This window comes from Bariatricus sp. SGI.154, from assembly GCF_050313795.1.
Taxonomy (GTDB): Bacteria; Bacillota; Clostridia; order Lachnospirales; family Lachnospiraceae; genus CAMBRQ01.
Genome location: NZ_JBNPMC010000001.1, coordinates 317,119 through 335,850 on the forward strand (window position 1 = coordinate 317,119; position 18,732 = coordinate 335,850).

Genomic DNA, 18,732 nt, shown 5'->3' on the forward strand with positions numbered 1-18,732 from the left:
TAAACTTTATTTTTCGAATTTATATCAAAAAAGCCAGCCAAGATATTTTTTATCCCGGCTGGTTCCCATCTATCATTATTCCGCTTTATACTCAATCTCCGTCCCATCCAGAAACACCGTCACCATCACGCCGCTCTCATATACCTTAATATGATCCAGCGTCCGCAGCATCAAATCGGCATCCAGCTCTTGTATGGGCTGTGCATGTTCCGTCAATTCCATAAAATCCACCGCTCGGAACCTCGCAAGCAAATCCGCTCCCTGTGCTTTCTCTTCCCACTCCGGCAGAAGCGCATCCCGGCATTCCAGCAGCTTATTCCATGCCATGAAATAAATCTTCCGCACGGTATCCTCATCTATATGCCGATTGGAGCATCCCAACACGCCTTTCACCTTATACCGTTCACTGCACTGCCAGATTCTGCGAGTCTTACCGGTGCTGCTCTGCCAACCTTTCCTATGAAAAACCTTGCCGCACTCTCCGCAAATAATCTTCGCCGCAAATGGATTCTGCTCTGTATTGTGGGAAAAGGAATTTGTCCCATACTCTTCCAGATACCGTTTCCTGCGTTCCATCTCCAACTGTACGCACTCCCAAATCCATGGCTCAATGATGGCTTCATGGTCATCCTCAATATAAAACTGCTGAATCTCCCCTTCGTTCATCACACGCTTTTTTGTCAGAAAGCCCGCCGTGTAACTTTTCTGCAAAAGTTCCTCCATGCTCTCTGAAAAAAGCTCTGTACGCATATCGTTCTCTTTCCATTCTTCATACGATTCCTCTTTATACCCTTGTTCCCCCATTGCTTCCCTGTTCCTCTGCTCCCGCTTTTTCTGCTGCCACCATGGGCGGTAATACTTCTGGTATTCCTCTTCTGTAACCTCAAGCCATGCTTCCAGTTCTCCGGATCGGATTCTAATTTTTCGTTTTGCCATACAGCTTTCCTTTCTTTACCTTGCGGTAAAGCCAGAAAAAACTGACAGCCTTCTCCATAAACGCAAAAAAAGACCGCAAAAAGCTAACATTCAACTTTTTACGGTCTCTAAAATGAACCTCTACGCACGGGGCATGTCCCGGCGGACGAAATATCTGATTTTCACTTATACTACAATATTTTTCATTGGTGTCTAGCATTCCGCTTATCAAGCATTTCGCAGCCGATAAAAGCGCAGGGTCAGGCATCGTCTTTCTCCTTCCCGGCAGTACCGCACATATTCATGACTTCTCATGTACTAATGCAATCCGCCTTGGACCTGTCTGTTACGATGCAATCCCACTTTCCATAATCTACCATGTATAAAGAGTATTGCCGCTAATAGATACTTCCAATCATCTCTCTCATTAAATAAAATTCCTATTTACGCTTCCGTTTTTCTCAATATCCAATAGGCACCATACTGTATCCCATCATGCCCCCTCAATGTCTCCCGCCTTTTCTGAAATCCCAATTCTGTCAATGCCTCCGCGCGTTCCTGCGCTTCTGGCACTGCCTTTGTAGCCAGAATTTCACAGGAAAACATAAGAAAAGCAGGGGAAAGCAGAGGCTTCAGTATTTCTTTGATACACTCCCTCTTTTCATAATCACTGCGCAGATCCAGCCTCAGCAAACCGCATTCTGTAAAATAATCTTCTGCATCCCTGTGAAACAGCTCAATTGTCCCCACTGCTTCTCCAATGGCACGGTCAAAAATACTCCATCTGACAAAACCTTTTCTTTCATATTCCCAAAGCCAGTACCGGATTGCTTCTTCCATACGTTCCAGAGATGTATAGTGGAACGTATCTCCATGGCAATTGTCACTGTTAAACAGCGGTACTGCTTTCTCATCGGAATATACCTTCAGCAGGTCTGATCCATCAGACTCTTCCACCAGACGCAGACGATATCTCCCGGTGTCAAATATCGGGCAATCCTCATACACCTTCCCATAATCAGAGGTTTTCTTACGCACAGCAAACACTTCGCAATTTGTTCTCCAAGAACCGTCTTCCATTACCGTTACGTTTTTCCAGTGAAAGGTATCTCCTGCTATCCTGTCAAATACCCATTTTGCACAGGCATCGCTCAATACCGTGCAGACAATCCCGCCTTCCTCTCTCTGTATCCTCAGCCGGGTCATACTTCCTCTTGTTGTATAAACCATATCGTAGCCCTTCGTTTCCGGCTGAAACATCCGAATGGCTGCTCCATATTCCCCATCCGGCTGCGGATTACTCTCTCTTGTGGCCCTGGATGGGCAGATAAAGAGGTCTTCAATACAGGTTCCGTCCAACGCCCGGCGGAACAGCCATTCCCCCTCCACATGACGTCCCCCCTTTCCATCCATAACATCATAGTAATCAAACTCCCAGTCTCCCAACAAGGATGCAAACCAGTCGTACTGCTCCGGAATTTTAGAAACTTCCCGGCATTCCAATAACGCTTTTACAAATTCACTCATACATTGTATCCTCTCTTTTTTCTTAGCATCTTATCACATGTATGCGACAGCTATATGTCGTAATTAGATAAAAAATTTTGAGCTGTTTCAATCAGCTCATTACGATACATCTCCGGCGAAATCACCGTAACCTGGTTTCCAAGGCTAAGTAATAATGCTTTCCATAACCGTTCCCCCGGAGGGACCCGAATCCACGCCCGTGACATTTCTCCGGAAAGTTCTTCCATCTCACTGTCTGGAAAATATTCTTCGATGATGCTATTTATTTTACTGTCAAAATGTACTTCGATTGTGACACAGGTATCCGAATATGCCTCATCCGCCTGTTTTATAAGAAGTCCCACATCCTCATGCTTCTTATCAGAATGTTTGGAAGTTACCCGTAATTCTGAGATTCTTGCTATTTTAAAAGTACGGTATGCTTCCTGCGGCACAGACCAGACGAACAAATACCACGAATACCATTTATATTGGATTGCCAGCGGCTGAACCAGCCGCCGTGTTTCCTGCCCCTTCGCATCCCTGTACGAAAAGGTTACCAGTTTTTCCTCTGCGATGGCCTTTTCCAAAATCAGATTGTCCCATTGTACCTTTCGGTTTTCCTTCGCGATTCCAAAATCGAAAAAGGTCTTCTGACTTTCTGTATCCTCAGAAACAGCATGATACTTTTCTATCAATCCTGCCAGTGTTTCATTTGCGTAAGAGGTCGCCAGGCTTTCCAGCGCCTGCCGGATCATTTGCTGTTCATCCCTGCGGATATCACAATTTTTCATCTTATAAGACGGAAGAATCGAATAGCCTCCGTTTTTTCCATGGTTTGAATAAACCGGAATGCCTGCTTCCGTGATACACACCATATCACGCTGAATCGTTCTGACTGTCACGTGAAATTTTTCTGCCAAAACACTTGCTGATACGTTTTCATGATTTAAAAGATAGATAATAATCTCCAATAATCTGTCAATTTTCATATTAAAATCATCTCTTCCCTGTTTTCATATCCGGGAAAGTCAGCCCAAAGTCCAGAACTTCCTTCCTCTCTTTCATCACGAACTGCCTCCTGTCAAAATTATTCTATAATCCATATAACTCTCCAATTTATCATTTTATATAGCCATCATACCTTGTCTATACCAGCAGATTCTCATCTCCCCAGGATTTCATATAATCAAGAACGGATAAAAAGCTCTTCCCAAGATCTGTCAACGTATACTCCACCCGTGGAGGAACCTCACAGAAATCATGCCGGATAATGAAGCCATCTGCTTCCAGTTCCCGGAGCTGCTTCGTAAGAGAGCTTTCTGTAATTTCCCCTATCTGGCGGCGAAGCTGTCCGAAACGCCGGATATCACACTTTCCAATATACCAGAGAAGCTCAATCTTATATTTCCCTCCCAGTAATTTCTGCACCATAGAAATCGTCTTACAACGGTTTGCTGCTTCTTCCGATTTTCTCATTTCTCCATCTCCTTCCCTCAACATCATACCCTATTCTGCGCAAAAATAAAAGGTACTGCAAAAAAGTACAGTACTTTTCTTTTTGGTGTGCTTTGCTATAATCATCCTAACGGGACAGCAATGTACAGGTTTGCCTCGTTGCCTGTACATAATCTTAATTTGATTTGAGGTGGTTATCATGCATTACACAGGAACAATCTGGCGTCCGCCCTATGAAGCAGACTCGCTTCTGCTGGAAGTAACAGCGGGCTGTACCCATCATAAGTGCAAGTTCTGTACCCTGTACAGTGATTTGCCGTTCAAATTCAGAATGTCACCTATGGAAGACATAGAAGACGATTTACTGGAAGCTCAGGTTCTGCGTACAAATCCCTATTCAAAAATGTTAACCCGCCTGCAGGGAAAAGAAAACCCGGAGCCAATTCACCGTGTTTTCTTAACAGGAGCCAACCCATTTGTCCTGAAAACAGAAAAATTACTTGGAATTGCATCCCTCATTCACAAGTATTTTCCCTCTGTTAAATCCATTGGATGCTTTGCCCGCATTACGGATTCCATAAAGAAGACAGATGATGAGCTGATCCGGCTTCGGCAGGCAGGATACACCGGGCTGACCATCGGCGTTGAAACAGGAGATGATGATGCACTTGCCTTTATGCGTAAAGGGTATACTTCCAAGGACATTCTAACCCAATGCAAAAGATTAGAGCAGACCGGTATCGAATATGGCTTCTTCTATCTGACCAGTATTTCCGGTAAGGGACACGGCGAAACCGGAGCAAAATTATCCGCAGGAATATTCAATCAGCTTCATCCGTTCCTAATTGGTCCAAATATGCTGACAGTTTATCCGGAATCCGATTTATATCAGGAAATCCAAAACGGAAACTGGCAGGAAGAAGGTGAACTGGAAAAATACCGTGAACTCCGTACCCTTGTGGAAAATCTGAATATATCCACCTATTTCGCCGCAATGGGAGCTTCCAATGCTTTCCAGCTCAGGGGACATTTGCCGGAGGATAAACCGAAATTATTGGAAACATTTGATAAAATCATTTCTGAAGTCAGTGAAGAAGATCTGCGAAATTACAGAAAAAATCTCCCGCATCTGTAATTCTGAAATCCGGCAGAGAATACCGTATTCCCTGCCGGAATATTTTAAAAACGATCTATGTGTTCCTGTGTCACAAGTGCAGCGTATTATTGGTCTGCTTATCCCTCGCCTGACCCAAACCCCAAAAACCTGATTCCCATTCATTATCCCCTAAAATTAAACGCAGAAAAGGCACCTGCATTCCTGCAAGTGCCTGTAACTTCTATATTTACTTTTAAAAATCATTCAAACCGCACAGGTGGAATATCAAGAATATTGCAACCGCACAGGTGGAAATTATTTCCAGTGTTTCAATTGTGAAAGATACACATCAAACTGGATGCGCCGATCTTCGTCTTTCAGATTGTCAGGATTCGGCATATGGCTCACAAGATAATCCAACAGCGACTCCTTTGACTGATAGACAAATTTTCCATCCGCATAACACCACTTGCAGTAATCTTCATTATAGCTTCCATCCTTTTCGCGGCTGATCAAACTATCTTCATTCAAGGGCATACCGCAGCATTGGCAAATAAGCTGCCGCGGAGTCCCTAACAGTGTATTAATTGATACATTAAATTCTTTTGACAACAATTTCAATGATTCTGTATCCGGCTGTGTCTCGCCGTTTTCCCAACGGCTGACAGCCTGCCTGCTGATCATCAGGCGCTCCGCCATCTGCTCCTGCGTAAGACCATTCTTTTCACGCAGTTTCTTAATGATATCCCGTGTTTCCATCCCTGCTCATCCTCAACCTTTCTGCTTAATAATGTACTCTCATTATAAATTGATGTTTCACACCTGACAAGCAACCCGCTGTTGCTGTTATTCCCCGAACAGTATAACGCATTTTAGGATAAAAACGTTCAAAAATGGCACTGTATTGGCACCGTAACGGCACTGGAAAATCCTACCACTCAGCGCCAAGATCAGTCTGCTACTCTGTCAGGCAGTCTCTTCTGCATCCGTTTTTCCTCTTTCTCCATTTATAATCCTTTCCGCCGCCTGCTCCGGCATTATATGGGAAACATCTATTTTTTCCGTATCCAGTTTTTCATATAAACCAATCCTGGCAATACTTCTCTGAATCACGTCCTCTGACCGGATACCTGCGTCTATATCCTTTTGCAGACGTTTCCTTAAAACATCCGCATCACACATCAAAGAAATGGTATATATCTGACAATCTTCTGTTTCCAACTTTGATATAATTTCATCTATAATACCCTACTCGTGCATTACCCAACAGAATATGATATTCTCATATGCGCTGCAACGAATAAACTGATTCAGCAGAAAACAGATATTCTCCATTACCATTTTCTTTATTTTCGGTGTTACCTGAAAGGGATGCATGTCCCAGCACCAGTCCCCGTCAAGAAAAACACAGTTCGGAAGTTTATTTTTCAAAATCCGGCAGGTGGTAGTTTTTCCAACTCCCATCATTCCGCCTATTAAGTAAATATTTTTCATAGTCTTCTTATTCCTGCAATTCCAATACCATCAGGTAGTCTTCATTCTGCTCCCTTAATACCTGAAATCCCAGTTTCCAATACAGAAAAATTCCTGCACATCTCTTTTTCCATAGTATGATAGCAGAGGAAATCTCCATTTTCCGTTTCAATCTTTTCATACGAAATAATTTGATACCCCGTTTCAGATACATACTTTCCGCCGGGAAAGAAGCGTCTACATGAACCCTGGGATAATTTTCCAAAATCCTTGTTTCCAGCAAATCCATCAATTTGCTTCCATATCCCTTTCCCTGATATTCAGGCAAAATAAACAATCTGCAAATCTCATTCTTCCGGATGCTCCCGGTTCCTATGATGTTTCCCTGTACCATCGCAAAATAGATTTTTTCGGAATACATCACTTCTTCAATCCTTGCTTCACTGTGCAGATCAAGAAATATCAGACTCAAACATTTTTCAATTTTCTCCTAATTTATCCGTACAATCTTCAGGCTTTATAAGCCCTTCCTGAAACAATGTTTCAAATGTATTTACTGCTCCCCCATGCTCCACGATTTTCCCATCAACCACTTTGTCTATATCTACCCCGGTAAAAACCAGCTTTTTATTCGTAGGCTTCATTCCCAACCATTCGCCTTTATGTGTCCCTTCCATGATAAACTCAGAGATAACATGATCACCGTCACAATACTGCCTGATGATCTTCATAGAATAATCGGGATATGTATTCTTTACTGCAATAAGATGGCTTCTCATTCCTTCAATTCCTATTAGAATCAATTCTTCTCCATTTTTATGCACACAGTCCTCAGATATATATTTCCCGACTTCTTCCAGCAGATGATTCGTCACCACAACTTCATAAAAATATTTCACGATTTCTTTTCTATCCATCACGACCTCCCAGGCAAAATTACTTTTTCTTTCTCAGTTTTAGCACAATACCCTGCTTATCTGCTGCCTTCTGAAACTGCTCTGTCACATAATTTTGCAGCAGCCACTTCAGAATACGGATTTTCTCTTCCTGCTCTGCCCTGTACACCTCCACACCGATTTCCTGCTGCTTCTCCAAATCTTTTTTCCGGTTCTGATGCGTGACAAACGAATCAAACGCATCAATATTCTCATATTTTTCACAAGAAAATTCCTGACACTGGCTGCAATATTCCGGCTTTTCATGCTGCAGGCTGCATCTGGCTATTTTGCAGGACTGGTTTCCTTCATCGCCGCCGCATCCAGGTGCATAGGACACAGTCCGCAATTTAATCCACACAAAGAAAACAATAAATCTGATCTTGTAAAATCCTTCAAAATGTCTCTCCCCTCTACCCTGTTTAGCCTTTTATCTGCTCCACTTTCAGAACCATTTTTTGGCATGGATATTCAAATACCACCAGTTCTTCATCATCCACAAATCCGCACGAATGATAACAGTAACGGGCAGCCATTCCTTTCTGGTCTCCTTCCCTAAATGTAATCACATGAACCACTTCCCCATCCTCAAAGCACTCTGCCATCCGTTTAATTAGTCGTTTCCCAACGCCCTGTTTTCGGAATTCCGGCATGACTGCCAGGAACATAAGCTCTTTTTCCTGATAAGAAAAAGTAAGCATTCCCGCCAATCTGCCCTCTTTCTCCTCCAAAAGTGCTTCCTTATCGTCTATGGCCTTATCAAGTGCTTCCAGGAATTCTGTCTCCTGGTATCCGGGAAAAGCTTCTTTCACCTGTTCCATCATGGAACGTACCTTGTTAATATCCTCTTTCGTTACATATCGAATCATTGATTTTCACACCTTTCCGGATACTCCTTATCCTTCCAATACCACCATTTCAATTTCTCCGGTTCATGCTGATCATGTTCTGCAAAATATACTGCGCAGCGAAATACATACAGCACACATCTGTCATCCTGGAATCCCTTTTTCATACAATCCAGACGATACAATTCTTCCGGGTCTTTTCCCCTTAAGTCTGAAATGCAGTAGATTCCAATATTTTTCAAATGCTGTTCCATATTTGCTCCCACACCCGGTATCTTCTTCAAATCACCGGTTTTATTCTCCTCATTCTGCATCATCCCAAATCCTCCTGCTGGAAAGGCATGGGTGATTTTATATTGTCAATATCCCCAGATTGTCCATACCCTCTCTCCATTTCAAAATACAGCTTTTCTTCTTTTCATCGTATCGTAAATAAGTGTGACAACTATCTGTCAGTTTCAACCTTCAATCTTCATTTTTTCAGTATATCATGGAACCCTATACAGACACCATAATATTTCGCATACAAAGATTAATTTTCTGTGCAGTATAAACTTTCGTTCCGTGGTTCTCACTTTTGCCACAGAGTATAGACTTTTGCCAAAAAGTACAGGGTTTCGTCCCGTGGTACCCACTTTCCCGAATACCACAGAACAAAACCCTATTTTCCTCTTACCCCACCCGGAGTAAAATTTTCAATTCACATCTGACTTCTTCGTAAAAACACAAGTCCATTTTTCCCAAAAGTGCCCGAAAAGCCCGGAAAATCAACGTTTCTTAACGAGAAGAGCGACTGTCTCAACATGCACCGTATGCGGAAACTGATCCACCGCCCTAACTCTCCTCACTTCATACCCATTCCCCCGCAAAAACTTCACATCTCTAGCCAAGGTAGCCGAGTCACAACTCACATACACAATCTTCTCCGGCCGCATATCCACCATCGTCTGAAGCAGCGACTCCTCGCACCCTTTCCTAGGCGGATCAACCACAATCACATCCGCATGGGCCTTCTTCCCTTCATGCTCTTTTTCATACCTTTCATAATACTCCGGCAGAACCTCTTCCGCCTTCCCCACATAGAATTCTGCATTTTCTATTCCATTAATCTTAGCATTATTCTTCGCATCCTCTATCGCCTGAGGCACGATCTCCACCCCATAGACCTTCTCCGCTTTCTGCGCCAGGAACAAAGAGATCGTTCCAATGCCGCAATACAGATCCCACACGACCTCATTTCCCGTAAGCCCTGCATATTCCATCGCCAAACCATATAACTTCTCCGTCTGCACGGGATTAACCTGATAGAAAGAAAGCGGTGATATCTGATACTTTACATTTCCTATATAATCAGTAATATATGTCTGTCCCCACATCAGTTTAATCTCGTTTCCCATGATAACATTCGTCTTATCGCGATTCATACTGTATGTGATGCTGGTCATTCCTTCTATCGCCGACAGACGCCCGGCCAGCACATCACCATAAGGAATCGCACGCCCATTGATCACCAGACAAACCATAATCTCCTTCGTCGTGAATCCATAACGAATCAGTACGTGGCGCACCAGTCCCTGATGCTTCTCTTCATCGTACGCACTGATGTGATATTCCTCCATGAAAGACAGAATGCACTTAAGAATCTCTTCATTCACTTCCACCCCAAGAGCACAATCCGTATTCGGAATAATGCTGTGGGTTCTTCCCGCATAGAATCCTGTAATAATCTTGCCTTCTTTGTCCGTTCCTATAGGGAACTGCGCCTTATTCCGATAATGGAACGGATTCTCCATACCCATGATTGGCTCCATAACCTCTTCCAGCAACACTTCCGGCACTTCTCCAATCCGCATCAGGTTTCCCTTCACCTTATCCGATTTAAACTGAAGCTGTCTGCCGTAATCCATCTCCTGAATCTGGCATCCGCCGCACTTTCTCGCCATTGGACACTTTGGCTCATCTACACGATACTTGGACGGCGTAAGAATATTCATCAGTCTTGCATAACCGTAATTCTTCTTTGCCTTCATAATCTTCGCTTCCACTATGTCGCCGATAATGGCATCTTTAATGAATAAAGTATATCCATCTATTTTGCCGATACCTTCGCCAGCCGTTCCTATATCTTCAATTACAACCGTAACAATCTCATTTTTCTGCATAAACATACCTCTTTTTCATAAATGGGGACAGGGGAATTTTAATTGGGGACAGGGCAAATCGAAAAAGGGACAGGGGAATTTCAATTGGGGACGGGGGAAATTGAAAAATCCCCCGTCCCCAATTGGAATTAGATCACTGTTTTTCTCAAATTTGACTCGAACAATCGGTTATACCCTAGCCAGTCATTACTATTTTTATCTTTGAATATCTCTGTCAATGTCTGCATCTTGGCATCTGCGCAGTCTGCGAAGTTCAGTGCCAGCGCCTCCGCTAATGCCGGTTTCTTCGGAGAACCATATTCCAGTTCGCCATGATGAGCGACAATACAATGCTTCAACTCACTTGCCAGTCTGTCTGGAAATCCCGGAATATTTCTTACCGCGTCACTGACCATCTCTACACCGATCACAATATGACCTAGCAACTGTCCGTCATCGGTATAGTCATTCTCCGGAAATGCGGATAATTCTTTCGTCTTTCCGATATCGTGGCAGATGGCTGCCGCATATAGCAAGTCTCTGTTCAGTATCGGATAAGCCCCTGCCATGTATTCGCAGAACTTCACCACACTTAGCGTATGTTCCAGCAATCCGCCTGAGAATCCGTGATGTACACTTTTTGCCGCGGAGTGTGCCTTGAATACTTTAATGAAGGCTTCGTCTTTTACGAAATAATACTCAATCAACTGTCTAAGGTACTGGTTCTTAATCTGTCCTACATATTTCAGTAGTTCCTGATACATCTTGTCAGTACTCTTCTCTGTAGTCGGCATATAATCCGCAGGGATATATTCGCCTTCCTGCGCTTTCCGTATCTGCTTAATATTCAACTGAAGATTGTTATTATAACTGATAACCTCTCCATACACTTCTATAAAATCCATCTCGTCATAATCTGCGATTCCTCCGGAATTCGGGTCCCAGACTTTTCCGTCCAGAGTTCCCGTCTTATCCTGAAGAATCAGATTGTCGTATGGTTTGCCGTTTCTGGTCTCTGCGGAACGTTTTCCTTTACACAAATATACGTTCCTAATAGTCTCCCCTTCATGGAGAGTATTAATATATCTCATAATTCTGCCTCTTTTCATTCTGTCATCTTTTTATTTTATTGACTGCCTTTTGCTTATCCTATCCTCATCCAAATATCCTTCACAGAATACACAGACGAACATCCATCACCATAACAGGCTCATCACAATAATGCATATTCCTACAGCCTTTTAAATTATACACCAACTTTATGATTTGTCATCATTAAAATCTATTCTTATGTAAACCTTCTGCAAGCCTCCGTAAGAGCCATCCAAAAGCCACTTACTCCCAAGCGCCTACTCCTTACTTCCTATCGTCACGCCAAACTCAATATCCACGTAACCGTCAGCCCCCTGGCGCTGTCCCTTTATCACAACCTTGCGCCCGGACCGCTCATCCATCAATACGGAATGATAAGCCGCATAAGTCGCCACATCCGTGCCGCCAATACTGGTAATGATATCACCACATTGGATGCCTGCTGCCATTGCCGGAGAATCCGGCTCTACTTCCTTCACATACACGCCTTTCGGAATCCCTTGCTGTTCAATCTCTTCCGTAACATCCACACCATGAATCCCGATATAAGGCACTCCATGCCCGTTAGACAGGCACTCTATAATATCTTTCACATCCGTAATCCCATATCCGGCAATCAGTTCCTTACTCTCTTCGTCTGCGACACTCTGGTCAATCAACGCAATGATCTCGCCTTTCATATTCACAACGAAGCCGCTTCCGCTCTTCACGCCCGCAATATCCGTATTGATCAGACGGTACTGTCCATCCACAGAATCATACACATTCTTCCCGGAAGCAATTGATCCAAATCCCATAGCCCCCGCATACCCGAATGGCTTGCCCAGCACGATTGCAATATCTCCCTTCGTCACAGCACTCGAACTGCCAAGTGTTGCCGTCTTAATCCTGGACCATGTAGACTCGCCGATCTCCGCCCGATTTACCGCATAGACCGCGAATCCCAGATTGCCGTCACTTTTCTTGAGCGTCGCTTCACAGCTCTGTCCGTCAACAAATATCACCTGCAATTCCTGTGCATCCTTCACAACCGAAGATTTGCCAAGTATCAGCAACTCTCTTCCGTTATCTGCAACGATCAGTCCTGACACGCTATTCTTGCTGTCGCCAGATCCTTCCGTCCAATCCTGATCTTGCTGCACTCCGACCACTTCCACGACTGCCTTATTCGCCTCCGTTGCAATCAACGTCAGCGATTGCTGCATCTGCCGGTAACTGTCCGCATCAAGAGTCTGCTGCACCGTTTCCTGACTCGGCGCTTCTTCTTCTCCCTGCTCTTCCTCATCCTCCTGCGGAATCGTAATCTGCTGCGGATCTTTTTGGAACACTCTATCCATCGTTGGCCTAAGCGCACTAAAACTAAAACTGGCAAACACACCAAACACCAGTCCCAGTCCGGCCATCCGGAAGAATCCCTTCCGCTTGCCGCCACGTTCGTTTTTAATCGTCTCCTGCAGGAATGAATATTCCTGGTCAGTCCTTTCTCTTGGTTCCAGCCCTTCTTTTGGATCTTTATGCTCTTCCATAGATGCATCCTTCTCCTTCTAACATCTACCAAAATCCATTCTATATTTATATCAAAAAAACTGCCTACAGAGTATATACTGCAAGTTTCTCCACAAGTTATAGTATAAACTATGAAAAGCGAATGTTCAATATTTATCCTTTTCTTTATCGGGCAAATGGGTTAGAATAAGTCTAGGTGAGAATTATGAACAAAAAAACATTAATCAAATTAGAATACAATAAGATAACAGAACTTTTAACAGAACAGGCTTCCTCCTTCAGCGGCAAAGAACGCTGCCGGAGGTTAAAGCCCATGACTTCACTGCCGGAGATACAAAGCGCCCAGGAACAGACGGCTGCCGCTTTCACACGAATCGTGAAAAAGGGACGGCTTTCTTTTAGCGGCTGTAATCCTGTCAGCGATTCCTTAAAACGGCTGGAAGTCGGAGCGGCTCTTGGAAGCGGAGAACTTCTTCGCATCTGCAAATTACTGGAAACTGCCGGACGCGCCAAAGCATATGGAAGACATGAGAACAGTGACGATCAGGAAGACTGTCTGGATGCATTCTTTCAGCAGTTAGAGCCTATCACGCTGCTAACCACAGAGATCCGGCGCTGCATCTTAGAAGAAGACGAGATTAGCGATGATGCCAGCAGCACGTTAAAACAGATCCGGCGCTCCATGGGACAGATCAATGACAAGGTGCATTCCACCCTGTCCAGTATGGTGAACGGCTCTCTTCGCACTTATCTGCAAGATCCTATTATCACCATGCGCGGAGATCGCTACTGTATCCCGGTGAAAGCAGAGTACAGAAGCCAGGTATCCGGACTCATTCACGACCAGTCCTCTACCGGCTCGACTCTTTTCATCGAGCCAATGGCTGTTGTAAAATTGAATAATGATCTGAAAGAACTTTATGGCAAAGAGCAGGAAGAGATACAGGTCATCCTCGCCAGGTTAAGTAATGACGTCTCAGAATATATCGAAGCGATCCGAACCGACTACACGGTGCTTAGCGAACTTGATTTTATCTTCGCAAGGGGAAGCCTTGCACTGGATATGAATGCCTCTATGCCAGTCTTCAATACCGAAGGCCGCATCCACATCCGCGAGGGACGTCATCCGCTTTTAGATAAGAAGAAAGTCGTTCCTATCACGATCATGTTAGGAGACGAATTCGACCTGTTAATCGTTACCGGTCCTAATACCGGCGGAAAGACAGTTTCCCTTAAGACCGTGGGACTCTTTACACTCATGGGACAGGCAGGACTTCACATTCCGGCACTGGACCGCTCCGAACTGGCAGTATTTGACAATGTATATGCAGATATCGGAGATGAGCAGAGCATTGAGCAAAGCCTGAGTACCTTCTCATCCCATATGACCAATATCGTATCTTTCTTAAAACATGTGGATGAGCATTCTCTGGTCTTATTCGATGAACTTGGCGCAGGAACAGACCCTACCGAGGGCGCTGCTCTTGCAATCGCGATCCTGAACCATTTGCATCAGCGTGGCATCCGCACGATGGCAACCACCCATTACAGCGAGTTGAAGGTCTATGCCCTATCGACTCCCGGCGTGGAGAATGCCTGCTGCGAATTCGATTTGGAAACGCTACGACCGACCTACCGCCTGTTAATCGGAATCCCCGGCAAGAGTAATGCATTTGCCATTGCGGGCAAATTAGGGCTTCCCGGCTATATTATCGATGAGGCGAAGACGCATCTGACCGAACAGGACGAATCTTTCGAAGATCTGCTGACAGATCTGGAGACCAGCAAGCGTACGATCCAGAAGGAACAGGAAGAGATCGCCGCCTACAAGCGCGAACTGGAGCGTTTGAAAACCGAGACTAAGCAGAAGCAGCAGAAACTGGAAGAGCAAAAAGAACGCATCATCCGTGAAGCCAATGAAAAGGCACATGCAATCTTAGCAGATGCCAAGGAAACCGCCGATGAGACCATGCGTAATTTCCACAAGTTCGGCAAAGCGAACATCTCTGCCGCCGAGATGGAAAAAGAACGCGAACGGCTGCGCAAGAAAATAGCAGCCACCAGTTCCGGCATGAAATTAGAATCCAAAAAGCCAAAAAAGCAGCATAAGCCTTCTGATTTCAAACTTGGTGAATCTGTGAAGGTCTTAAGTATGAACCTGAATGGAACCGTCACTTCCCTTCCTGATTCTAAGGGAAATGTCACTGTACAGATGGGAATTCTCCGCTCCCAGGTCAATATCTCTGATCTGGAGATTATTGAGGAGGCACCGTCCTACTCAGCAAAACAGATGCACAAGACCAGCAAAGGTAAGATGAAGATGGGCAAGTCACTCTCCGTAAGCACGGAGATTAATCTTCTTGGCAAGACAGTCGATGAGGCGATTGCAGAACTGGATAAATATCTGGACGATGCTACGCTCGCACATCTGTCTTCTGTCCGGATAGTCCACGGCAAAGGAACCGGAGCCCTGCGCTCTGGCATCCATACCTATCTAAGACGCCAGAAACACGTGAAGTCCTTCAGGCTTGGCGCATTTGGCGAAGGAGATGCAGGCGTGACCATCGTAGAATTAAAATAAACCACCAGCCCTGTCAGGCAGACCATATATGCGGCTACAGATGAGACTGGCATACAGACACTATGATCAACGAGGAGGAGCAACAATGGTTAATAAGCAGAAAATACTAATCGTAGACGATGACGAGAACATCGCCGAACTGATCTCACTATATCTCACAAAAGAATGTTTCGACACGATGATGGTACATGATGGAGAGAAAGCCTTAATCGCTAACGAGACCTACCAGCCGAACCTGATTCTTCTGGATCTTATGCTTCCGGGAATCGACGGCTATCAGGTCTGCCGGGAGATTCGTGCCAAATCCAACGTTCCGATCATCATGCTCTCAGCCAAAGGCGAAGTCTTCGACAAGGTCCTGGGGCTTGAACTAGGGGCTGATGACTATATTATGAAGCCATTCGACTCAAAGGAAATGGTTGCCCGCGTGAAAGCGGTTCTTCGCCGCTACCAGGCAGTTCCAAAAGCCGATACGCCAAAAGAAGACAAGGGAAAATGCGTAGAATATCCCGGCATCACCATCAATCTTACGAACTATTCCGTAACGGTAGATGGTGTGAACGTAGATATGCCTCCAAAAGAACTGGAACTACTGTATTTCCTTGCAGCGTCTCCCAACCAGGTATTCACACGCGAACAGCTTCTGGATCAGATCTGGGGTTATGAATATATTGGTGATACCCGTACCGTTGACGTTCATATCAAGCGGCTTCGCGAGAAGATTAAGGACCATAAGTCCTGGAGCCTGAGCACAGTCTGGGGAATCGGCTACAAATTCGAGGTAAAATAAGCACCACTCACGCTTGCAACAATTCAAAGGAGACCACATGCGCAGCACATTGTATCTGAAATTTGCAATTATCTACATAATATTCGGCTTCCTAAGCCTCTTTACGGTTGCCACACTGACATACAACCTCACCGGCAGCCCTTTAGAGACTCATGTAGCCACTTCCATGTATAAAGAGGCGAATCTGGTAGCAGGCAGTTACCTGCCCTCTTATTTCTCTGAGCAGTTAACTACCAGCGATGTTCACCTGCAATTAATCGGAATGATGAACCAGTTGGATGCTTCCGTATGGTTCGTAGATAAAGAAGGCGACATGCTCTCGTCTGCTGCCGCCGATAACTACCCCTCATCACCGTCCATGATCGAGGAATTCAATCCGGCAGAAAGCGGCAGTAAGCAATATCAGATTGGAAATTATCATGATTATTTTGAAGAAGATGTAATTACCGTAATCGCTCCGGTTATAGATGGCTATTCCCCAAGCGGGTATCTGCTGATTCACAAGTATGTCTCAGACATCAACGAAGTTCAGTACATCCTGCTCCGTGCGGCGATGATTACATTGATTGTCATCTATCTTCTGTCCTTTATGATACTTCTCGCCTTCCAGTTCTTCGTGTACCGTCCGCTGCACAAGATTACGGAAGCCGCAACCCAGTATGCGTCCGGCAACCTGGATTACGAGATTCCTGTTGATACGGAGGATGAGATGGGTTACCTATCTGCATCGCTGAACTATATGTCTTCCCAGTTACGGGATATGGAGGATTACCAGAAGAAATTTGTGGCAAATGTCTCCCACGATTTCCGCTCGCCTCTGACCTCTATCAAAGGATATGTGGAAGCCATGGTAGATGGAACGATACCTTCGGAATTACATGAAAAATATCTCAAGATTATTCTCTTCGAGACGGAGCGCTTGACGGACCTTACCCAGGATCTGCTGGCTCTCAACGAGTTCGACACGAAGAATCTGCTTCTGAACAAAGAAGTATTCGATATTCACGAGATGATCAAGAATGTGGCAGCCTCCTTTGAAGGTACTTGCACGCAGAAAAAGATATCCATTGAATTAATATTTGCCGCCAAATCACTGAACGTCAATGCAGACAAACGAAAAATCCAGCAAGTGCTGTACAACCTGCTGGATAATGCAATCAAGTTCAGCGAACCAGATTCTGCCGTTACCATCGAGACAACAGAGCGCGGTGATAAAGTCTATACCTCCGTGAAAGATGACGGCATCGGAATTCCACGCGGATCTCTGAATAAGATCTGGGAACGCTTTTATAAGTCTGATCTGTCTCGCGGGAAGGATAAGAAAGGGACTGGATTGGGGCTTGCGATTGTGAAAGAGGCGATTCAGGCACATGGGGAGAATATTAATGTGGTTAGTACCGAGGGGGTAGGGACGGAGTTTATCTTCTCGTTGCCTAAAGGTTAGAAATTTTGTTTTTTAATAGTCGCCGCCACCCGTAAAAACGGGTGGCTCGAGACACAGGCTATAAGCCCCTGCTACCAGAACACATCTCACGGCATCCTAACTTTCACTCCGTTCAAGTCTCTTAGTTATGCGTTTAATTTTGAAACAGCCACTCTTCGCATTCGTCTGTATAATACCCAGACATCCACTCTATAATCTCATTCTTTTCCTCTATACTCATCTTTATCTTCTGCATCTGCTTTTCATCTGCATTCTTCGCCTGATATACCCAGTATCCTATCCCTCGGAGATACTGGTATCCATATGCAACATAATAATCTGAAAGCACCGAACGTTCCGACAGATAGCGGATCCATTCTTCTGTTGTGATTGGAATCTTCTGATTACTTACCCGATATTTCACATACCGTGCAAATTCTACCAGAAACTGTCTCATAGGAATCAATAAAAATACAGAGAAAATATCGGCAGCGATTTCTTCCATCTTCATTGGACACATTGGCATAATAAAATAATTTTCATAATATTTCTCAGCATCATAATTCAACAGATATTGAACAATCTCATTGGCAATTGCATAACGTCTGGAAGAAGGTGGGGCCATACTGTCCACATAGATTGTAACACTTTTTTGCCCCGTATATGAATCTTTACGAATCACAAGCTGACCAATTTTTCTATTAAGCGCTCGAATGTTTTCATTTTGGAATTCATTAAGATTCCTTTCCTCAATCTCGATTCCCAACTCAGTTGCAAGCGTCTCTATATCCACGGGAAAAAAACATCCTTCTTCTCCGAGAATACTAATAATTAACTTTTCGGCAAACAGACCCACCTTCCAACAATATTTAATTATATGCCCTGCATTGCCGATCTCCTCTTTCAGAATTCGGGAAATTTCATCTATCAATTCTTTTCTCTCCGGTCTCATATGAAGTGTTGGCATC

General features: G+C 44.4%; 19 protein-coding genes and 1 pseudogene. 4 read left to right on the forward strand and 16 right to left on the reverse strand.

Going from position 1 to position 18,732, the window contains the following annotated elements:
• Positions 1–75 precede the first annotated feature (75 nt).
• The 4 genes from ACQRBN_RS01635 to ACQRBN_RS01650 all read right to left on the reverse strand — a co-directional run bounded on the left by ACQRBN_RS01635 (position 76) and on the right by ACQRBN_RS01650 (position 3,900).
• Positions 76–936, reverse strand: coding sequence for a zinc ribbon domain-containing protein (locus tag ACQRBN_RS01635; RefSeq protein WP_427737172.1), 861 nt, complete (start codon positions 934–936; stop codon positions 76–78).
• Positions 937–1,359: 423 nt separating this feature from the next.
• Positions 1,360–2,442 (reverse strand): GNAT family N-acetyltransferase, encoded by a 1,083-nt coding sequence (locus ACQRBN_RS01640; RefSeq protein WP_427737173.1) that lies wholly within the window; start codon positions 2,440–2,442, stop codon positions 1,360–1,362.
• Positions 2,443–2,492: 50 nt separating this feature from the next.
• Positions 2,493–3,413, reverse strand: coding sequence for a helix-turn-helix transcriptional regulator (locus ACQRBN_RS01645; protein WP_427737174.1), 921 nt, complete (start codon positions 3,411–3,413; stop codon positions 2,493–2,495).
• A 157-nt stretch (positions 3,414–3,570) separates the two neighbouring features.
• Complete coding sequence (locus ACQRBN_RS01650; RefSeq protein WP_427737175.1) at positions 3,571–3,900, reverse strand: winged helix-turn-helix transcriptional regulator; 330 nt, start codon at positions 3,898–3,900, stop codon at positions 3,571–3,573.
• A 178-nt stretch (positions 3,901–4,078) separates the two neighbouring features.
• Between ACQRBN_RS01650 and ACQRBN_RS01655 the strand changes: the two genes are divergently transcribed.
• Entirely contained in the window at positions 4,079–5,014 is a 936-nt protein-coding gene (locus ACQRBN_RS01655; RefSeq protein ID WP_427737176.1) for a radical SAM protein, read from the forward strand.
• A gap of 276 nt (positions 5,015–5,290) precedes the next feature.
• Here the strand turns inward: ACQRBN_RS01655 and ACQRBN_RS01660 are convergent, their stop codons facing one another.
• The 11 genes and pseudogenes from ACQRBN_RS01660 to ACQRBN_RS01710 form a co-directional block, all read right to left on the reverse strand.
• On the reverse strand, positions 5,291–5,734 hold the full coding sequence (locus ACQRBN_RS01660) for a zinc ribbon domain-containing protein (RefSeq protein WP_427737177.1): 444 nt from the start codon (positions 5,732–5,734) through the stop codon (positions 5,291–5,293).
• 207 nt (positions 5,735–5,941) lie between these two features.
• Positions 5,942–6,196 carry a hypothetical protein gene (locus ACQRBN_RS01665; RefSeq protein ID WP_427737178.1) on the reverse strand — a complete coding sequence of 85 codons (255 nt, stop codon included), beginning with the start codon at positions 6,194–6,196 and terminating at the stop codon, positions 5,942–5,944.
• A gap of 27 nt (positions 6,197–6,223) precedes the next feature.
• Positions 6,224–6,469: an AAA family ATPase gene (locus ACQRBN_RS01670; protein ID WP_427737179.1), complete on the reverse strand. Its 246-nt coding sequence runs from the start codon at positions 6,467–6,469 to the stop codon at positions 6,224–6,226.
• Between the two features lie 7 nt (positions 6,470–6,476).
• Positions 6,477–6,920, reverse strand: coding sequence for a GNAT family N-acetyltransferase (locus tag ACQRBN_RS01675; RefSeq protein WP_427737180.1), 444 nt, complete (start codon positions 6,918–6,920; stop codon positions 6,477–6,479).
• A gap of 7 nt (positions 6,921–6,927) precedes the next feature.
• Positions 6,928–7,365 (reverse strand): ester cyclase, encoded by a 438-nt coding sequence (locus tag ACQRBN_RS01680; RefSeq protein ID WP_427737181.1) that lies wholly within the window; start codon positions 7,363–7,365, stop codon positions 6,928–6,930.
• A gap of 88 nt (positions 7,366–7,453) precedes the next feature.
• Positions 7,454–7,782, reverse strand: a pseudogene (locus ACQRBN_RS01685) (DUF3795 domain-containing protein); the annotation flags it as partial.
• 23 nt (positions 7,783–7,805) lie between these two features.
• Positions 7,806–8,252, reverse strand: a complete 447-nt coding sequence (locus tag ACQRBN_RS01690; protein WP_427737182.1) for a GNAT family N-acetyltransferase — start codon at positions 8,250–8,252, stop codon at positions 7,806–7,808.
• Positions 8,249–8,548 carry a helix-hairpin-helix domain-containing protein gene (locus ACQRBN_RS01695; protein WP_427737184.1) on the reverse strand — a complete coding sequence of 100 codons (300 nt, stop codon included), beginning with the start codon at positions 8,546–8,548 and terminating at the stop codon, positions 8,249–8,251. The genes ACQRBN_RS01690 and ACQRBN_RS01695 overlap by 4 nt, the downstream gene beginning before the upstream one ends.
• A 450-nt stretch (positions 8,549–8,998) precedes the next feature.
• Positions 8,999–10,393, reverse strand: a complete 1,395-nt coding sequence (gene rlmD, locus ACQRBN_RS01700) for a 23S rRNA (uracil(1939)-C(5))-methyltransferase RlmD (protein WP_427737186.1) — start codon at positions 10,391–10,393, stop codon at positions 8,999–9,001.
• 128 nt (positions 10,394–10,521) lie between these two features.
• A complete protein-coding gene (locus ACQRBN_RS01705) occupies positions 10,522–11,463 on the reverse strand; it encodes a 3'-5' exoribonuclease YhaM family protein (protein WP_427737188.1) in 942 nt (313 codons plus the stop codon).
• A gap of 258 nt (positions 11,464–11,721) precedes the next feature.
• The gene (locus tag ACQRBN_RS01710; protein ID WP_427737189.1) at positions 11,722–12,990 is read right to left on the reverse strand and encodes a S1C family serine protease; all 1,269 of its coding nucleotides are present in this window, start codon (positions 12,988–12,990) and stop codon (positions 11,722–11,724) included.
• A 185-nt stretch (positions 12,991–13,175) separates the two neighbouring features.
• On the opposite strand from ACQRBN_RS01710, the gene ACQRBN_RS01715 reads away from it, so the two are divergent.
• The 3 genes from ACQRBN_RS01715 (at position 13,176) to ACQRBN_RS01725 (ending at position 17,785) form a co-directional block, all read left to right on the forward strand.
• Positions 13,176–15,551 (forward strand): endonuclease MutS2, encoded by a 2,376-nt coding sequence (locus tag ACQRBN_RS01715; RefSeq protein ID WP_427737191.1) that lies wholly within the window; start codon positions 13,176–13,178, stop codon positions 15,549–15,551.
• Positions 15,552–15,636: 85 nt separating this feature from the next.
• On the forward strand, positions 15,637–16,341 hold the full coding sequence (locus ACQRBN_RS01720; protein WP_427737192.1) for a response regulator: 705 nt from the start codon (positions 15,637–15,639) through the stop codon (positions 16,339–16,341).
• A 37-nt stretch (positions 16,342–16,378) separates the two neighbouring features.
• Positions 16,379–17,785 (forward strand): sensor histidine kinase, encoded by a 1,407-nt coding sequence (locus ACQRBN_RS01725; protein ID WP_427737193.1) that lies wholly within the window; start codon positions 16,379–16,381, stop codon positions 17,783–17,785.
• Positions 17,786–17,918: 133 nt separating this feature from the next.
• Here the strand turns inward: ACQRBN_RS01725 and ACQRBN_RS01730 are convergent, their stop codons facing one another.
• Positions 17,919–18,731 carry a hypothetical protein gene (locus tag ACQRBN_RS01730; RefSeq protein ID WP_427737194.1) on the reverse strand — a complete coding sequence of 271 codons (813 nt, stop codon included), beginning with the start codon at positions 18,729–18,731 and terminating at the stop codon, positions 17,919–17,921.
• Position 18,732 lies beyond the last annotated feature (1 nt).

Coding starts and splice junctions, on each gene's coding strand:
- ACQRBN_RS01635 (WP_427737172.1), bottom strand. CDS start 936: ATGGCAAAACGAAAAATTAGAATCCGATCCGGAGAACTGGAAGCATGG.
- ACQRBN_RS01640 (WP_427737173.1), bottom strand. CDS start 2,442: ATGAGTGAATTTGTAAAAGCGTTATTGGAATGCCGGGAAGTTTCTAAA.
- ACQRBN_RS01645 (WP_427737174.1), bottom strand. CDS start 3,413: ATGAAAATTGACAGATTATTGGAGATTATTATCTATCTTTTAAATCAT.
- ACQRBN_RS01650 (WP_427737175.1), bottom strand. CDS start 3,900: ATGAGAAAATCGGAAGAAGCAGCAAACCGTTGTAAGACGATTTCTATG.
- ACQRBN_RS01655 (WP_427737176.1), top strand. CDS start 4,079: ATGCATTACACAGGAACAATCTGGCGTCCGCCCTATGAAGCAGACTCG.
- ACQRBN_RS01660 (WP_427737177.1), bottom strand. CDS start 5,734: ATGGAAACACGGGATATCATTAAGAAACTGCGTGAAAAGAATGGTCTT.
- ACQRBN_RS01670 (WP_427737179.1), bottom strand. CDS start 6,469: ATGAAAAATATTTACTTAATAGGCGGAATGATGGGAGTTGGAAAAACT.
- ACQRBN_RS01680 (WP_427737181.1), bottom strand. CDS start 7,365: ATGGATAGAAAAGAAATCGTGAAATATTTTTATGAAGTTGTGGTGACG.
- ACQRBN_RS01690 (WP_427737182.1), bottom strand. CDS start 8,252: ATGATTCGATATGTAACGAAAGAGGATATTAACAAGGTACGTTCCATG.
- ACQRBN_RS01695 (WP_427737184.1), bottom strand. CDS start 8,548: ATGATGCAGAATGAGGAGAATAAAACCGGTGATTTGAAGAAGATACCG.
- rlmD (WP_427737186.1), bottom strand. CDS start 10,393: ATGCAGAAAAATGAGATTGTTACGGTTGTAATTGAAGATATAGGAACG.
- ACQRBN_RS01705 (WP_427737188.1), bottom strand. CDS start 11,463: ATGAGATATATTAATACTCTCCATGAAGGGGAGACTATTAGGAACGTA.
- ACQRBN_RS01710 (WP_427737189.1), bottom strand. CDS start 12,990: ATGGAAGAGCATAAAGATCCAAAAGAAGGGCTGGAACCAAGAGAAAGG.
- ACQRBN_RS01715 (WP_427737191.1), top strand. CDS start 13,176: ATGAACAAAAAAACATTAATCAAATTAGAATACAATAAGATAACAGAA.
- ACQRBN_RS01720 (WP_427737192.1), top strand. CDS start 15,637: ATGGTTAATAAGCAGAAAATACTAATCGTAGACGATGACGAGAACATC.
- ACQRBN_RS01725 (WP_427737193.1), top strand. CDS start 16,379: ATGCGCAGCACATTGTATCTGAAATTTGCAATTATCTACATAATATTC.
- ACQRBN_RS01730 (WP_427737194.1), bottom strand. CDS start 18,731: ATGCCAACACTTCATATGAGACCGGAGAGAAAAGAATTGATAGATGAA.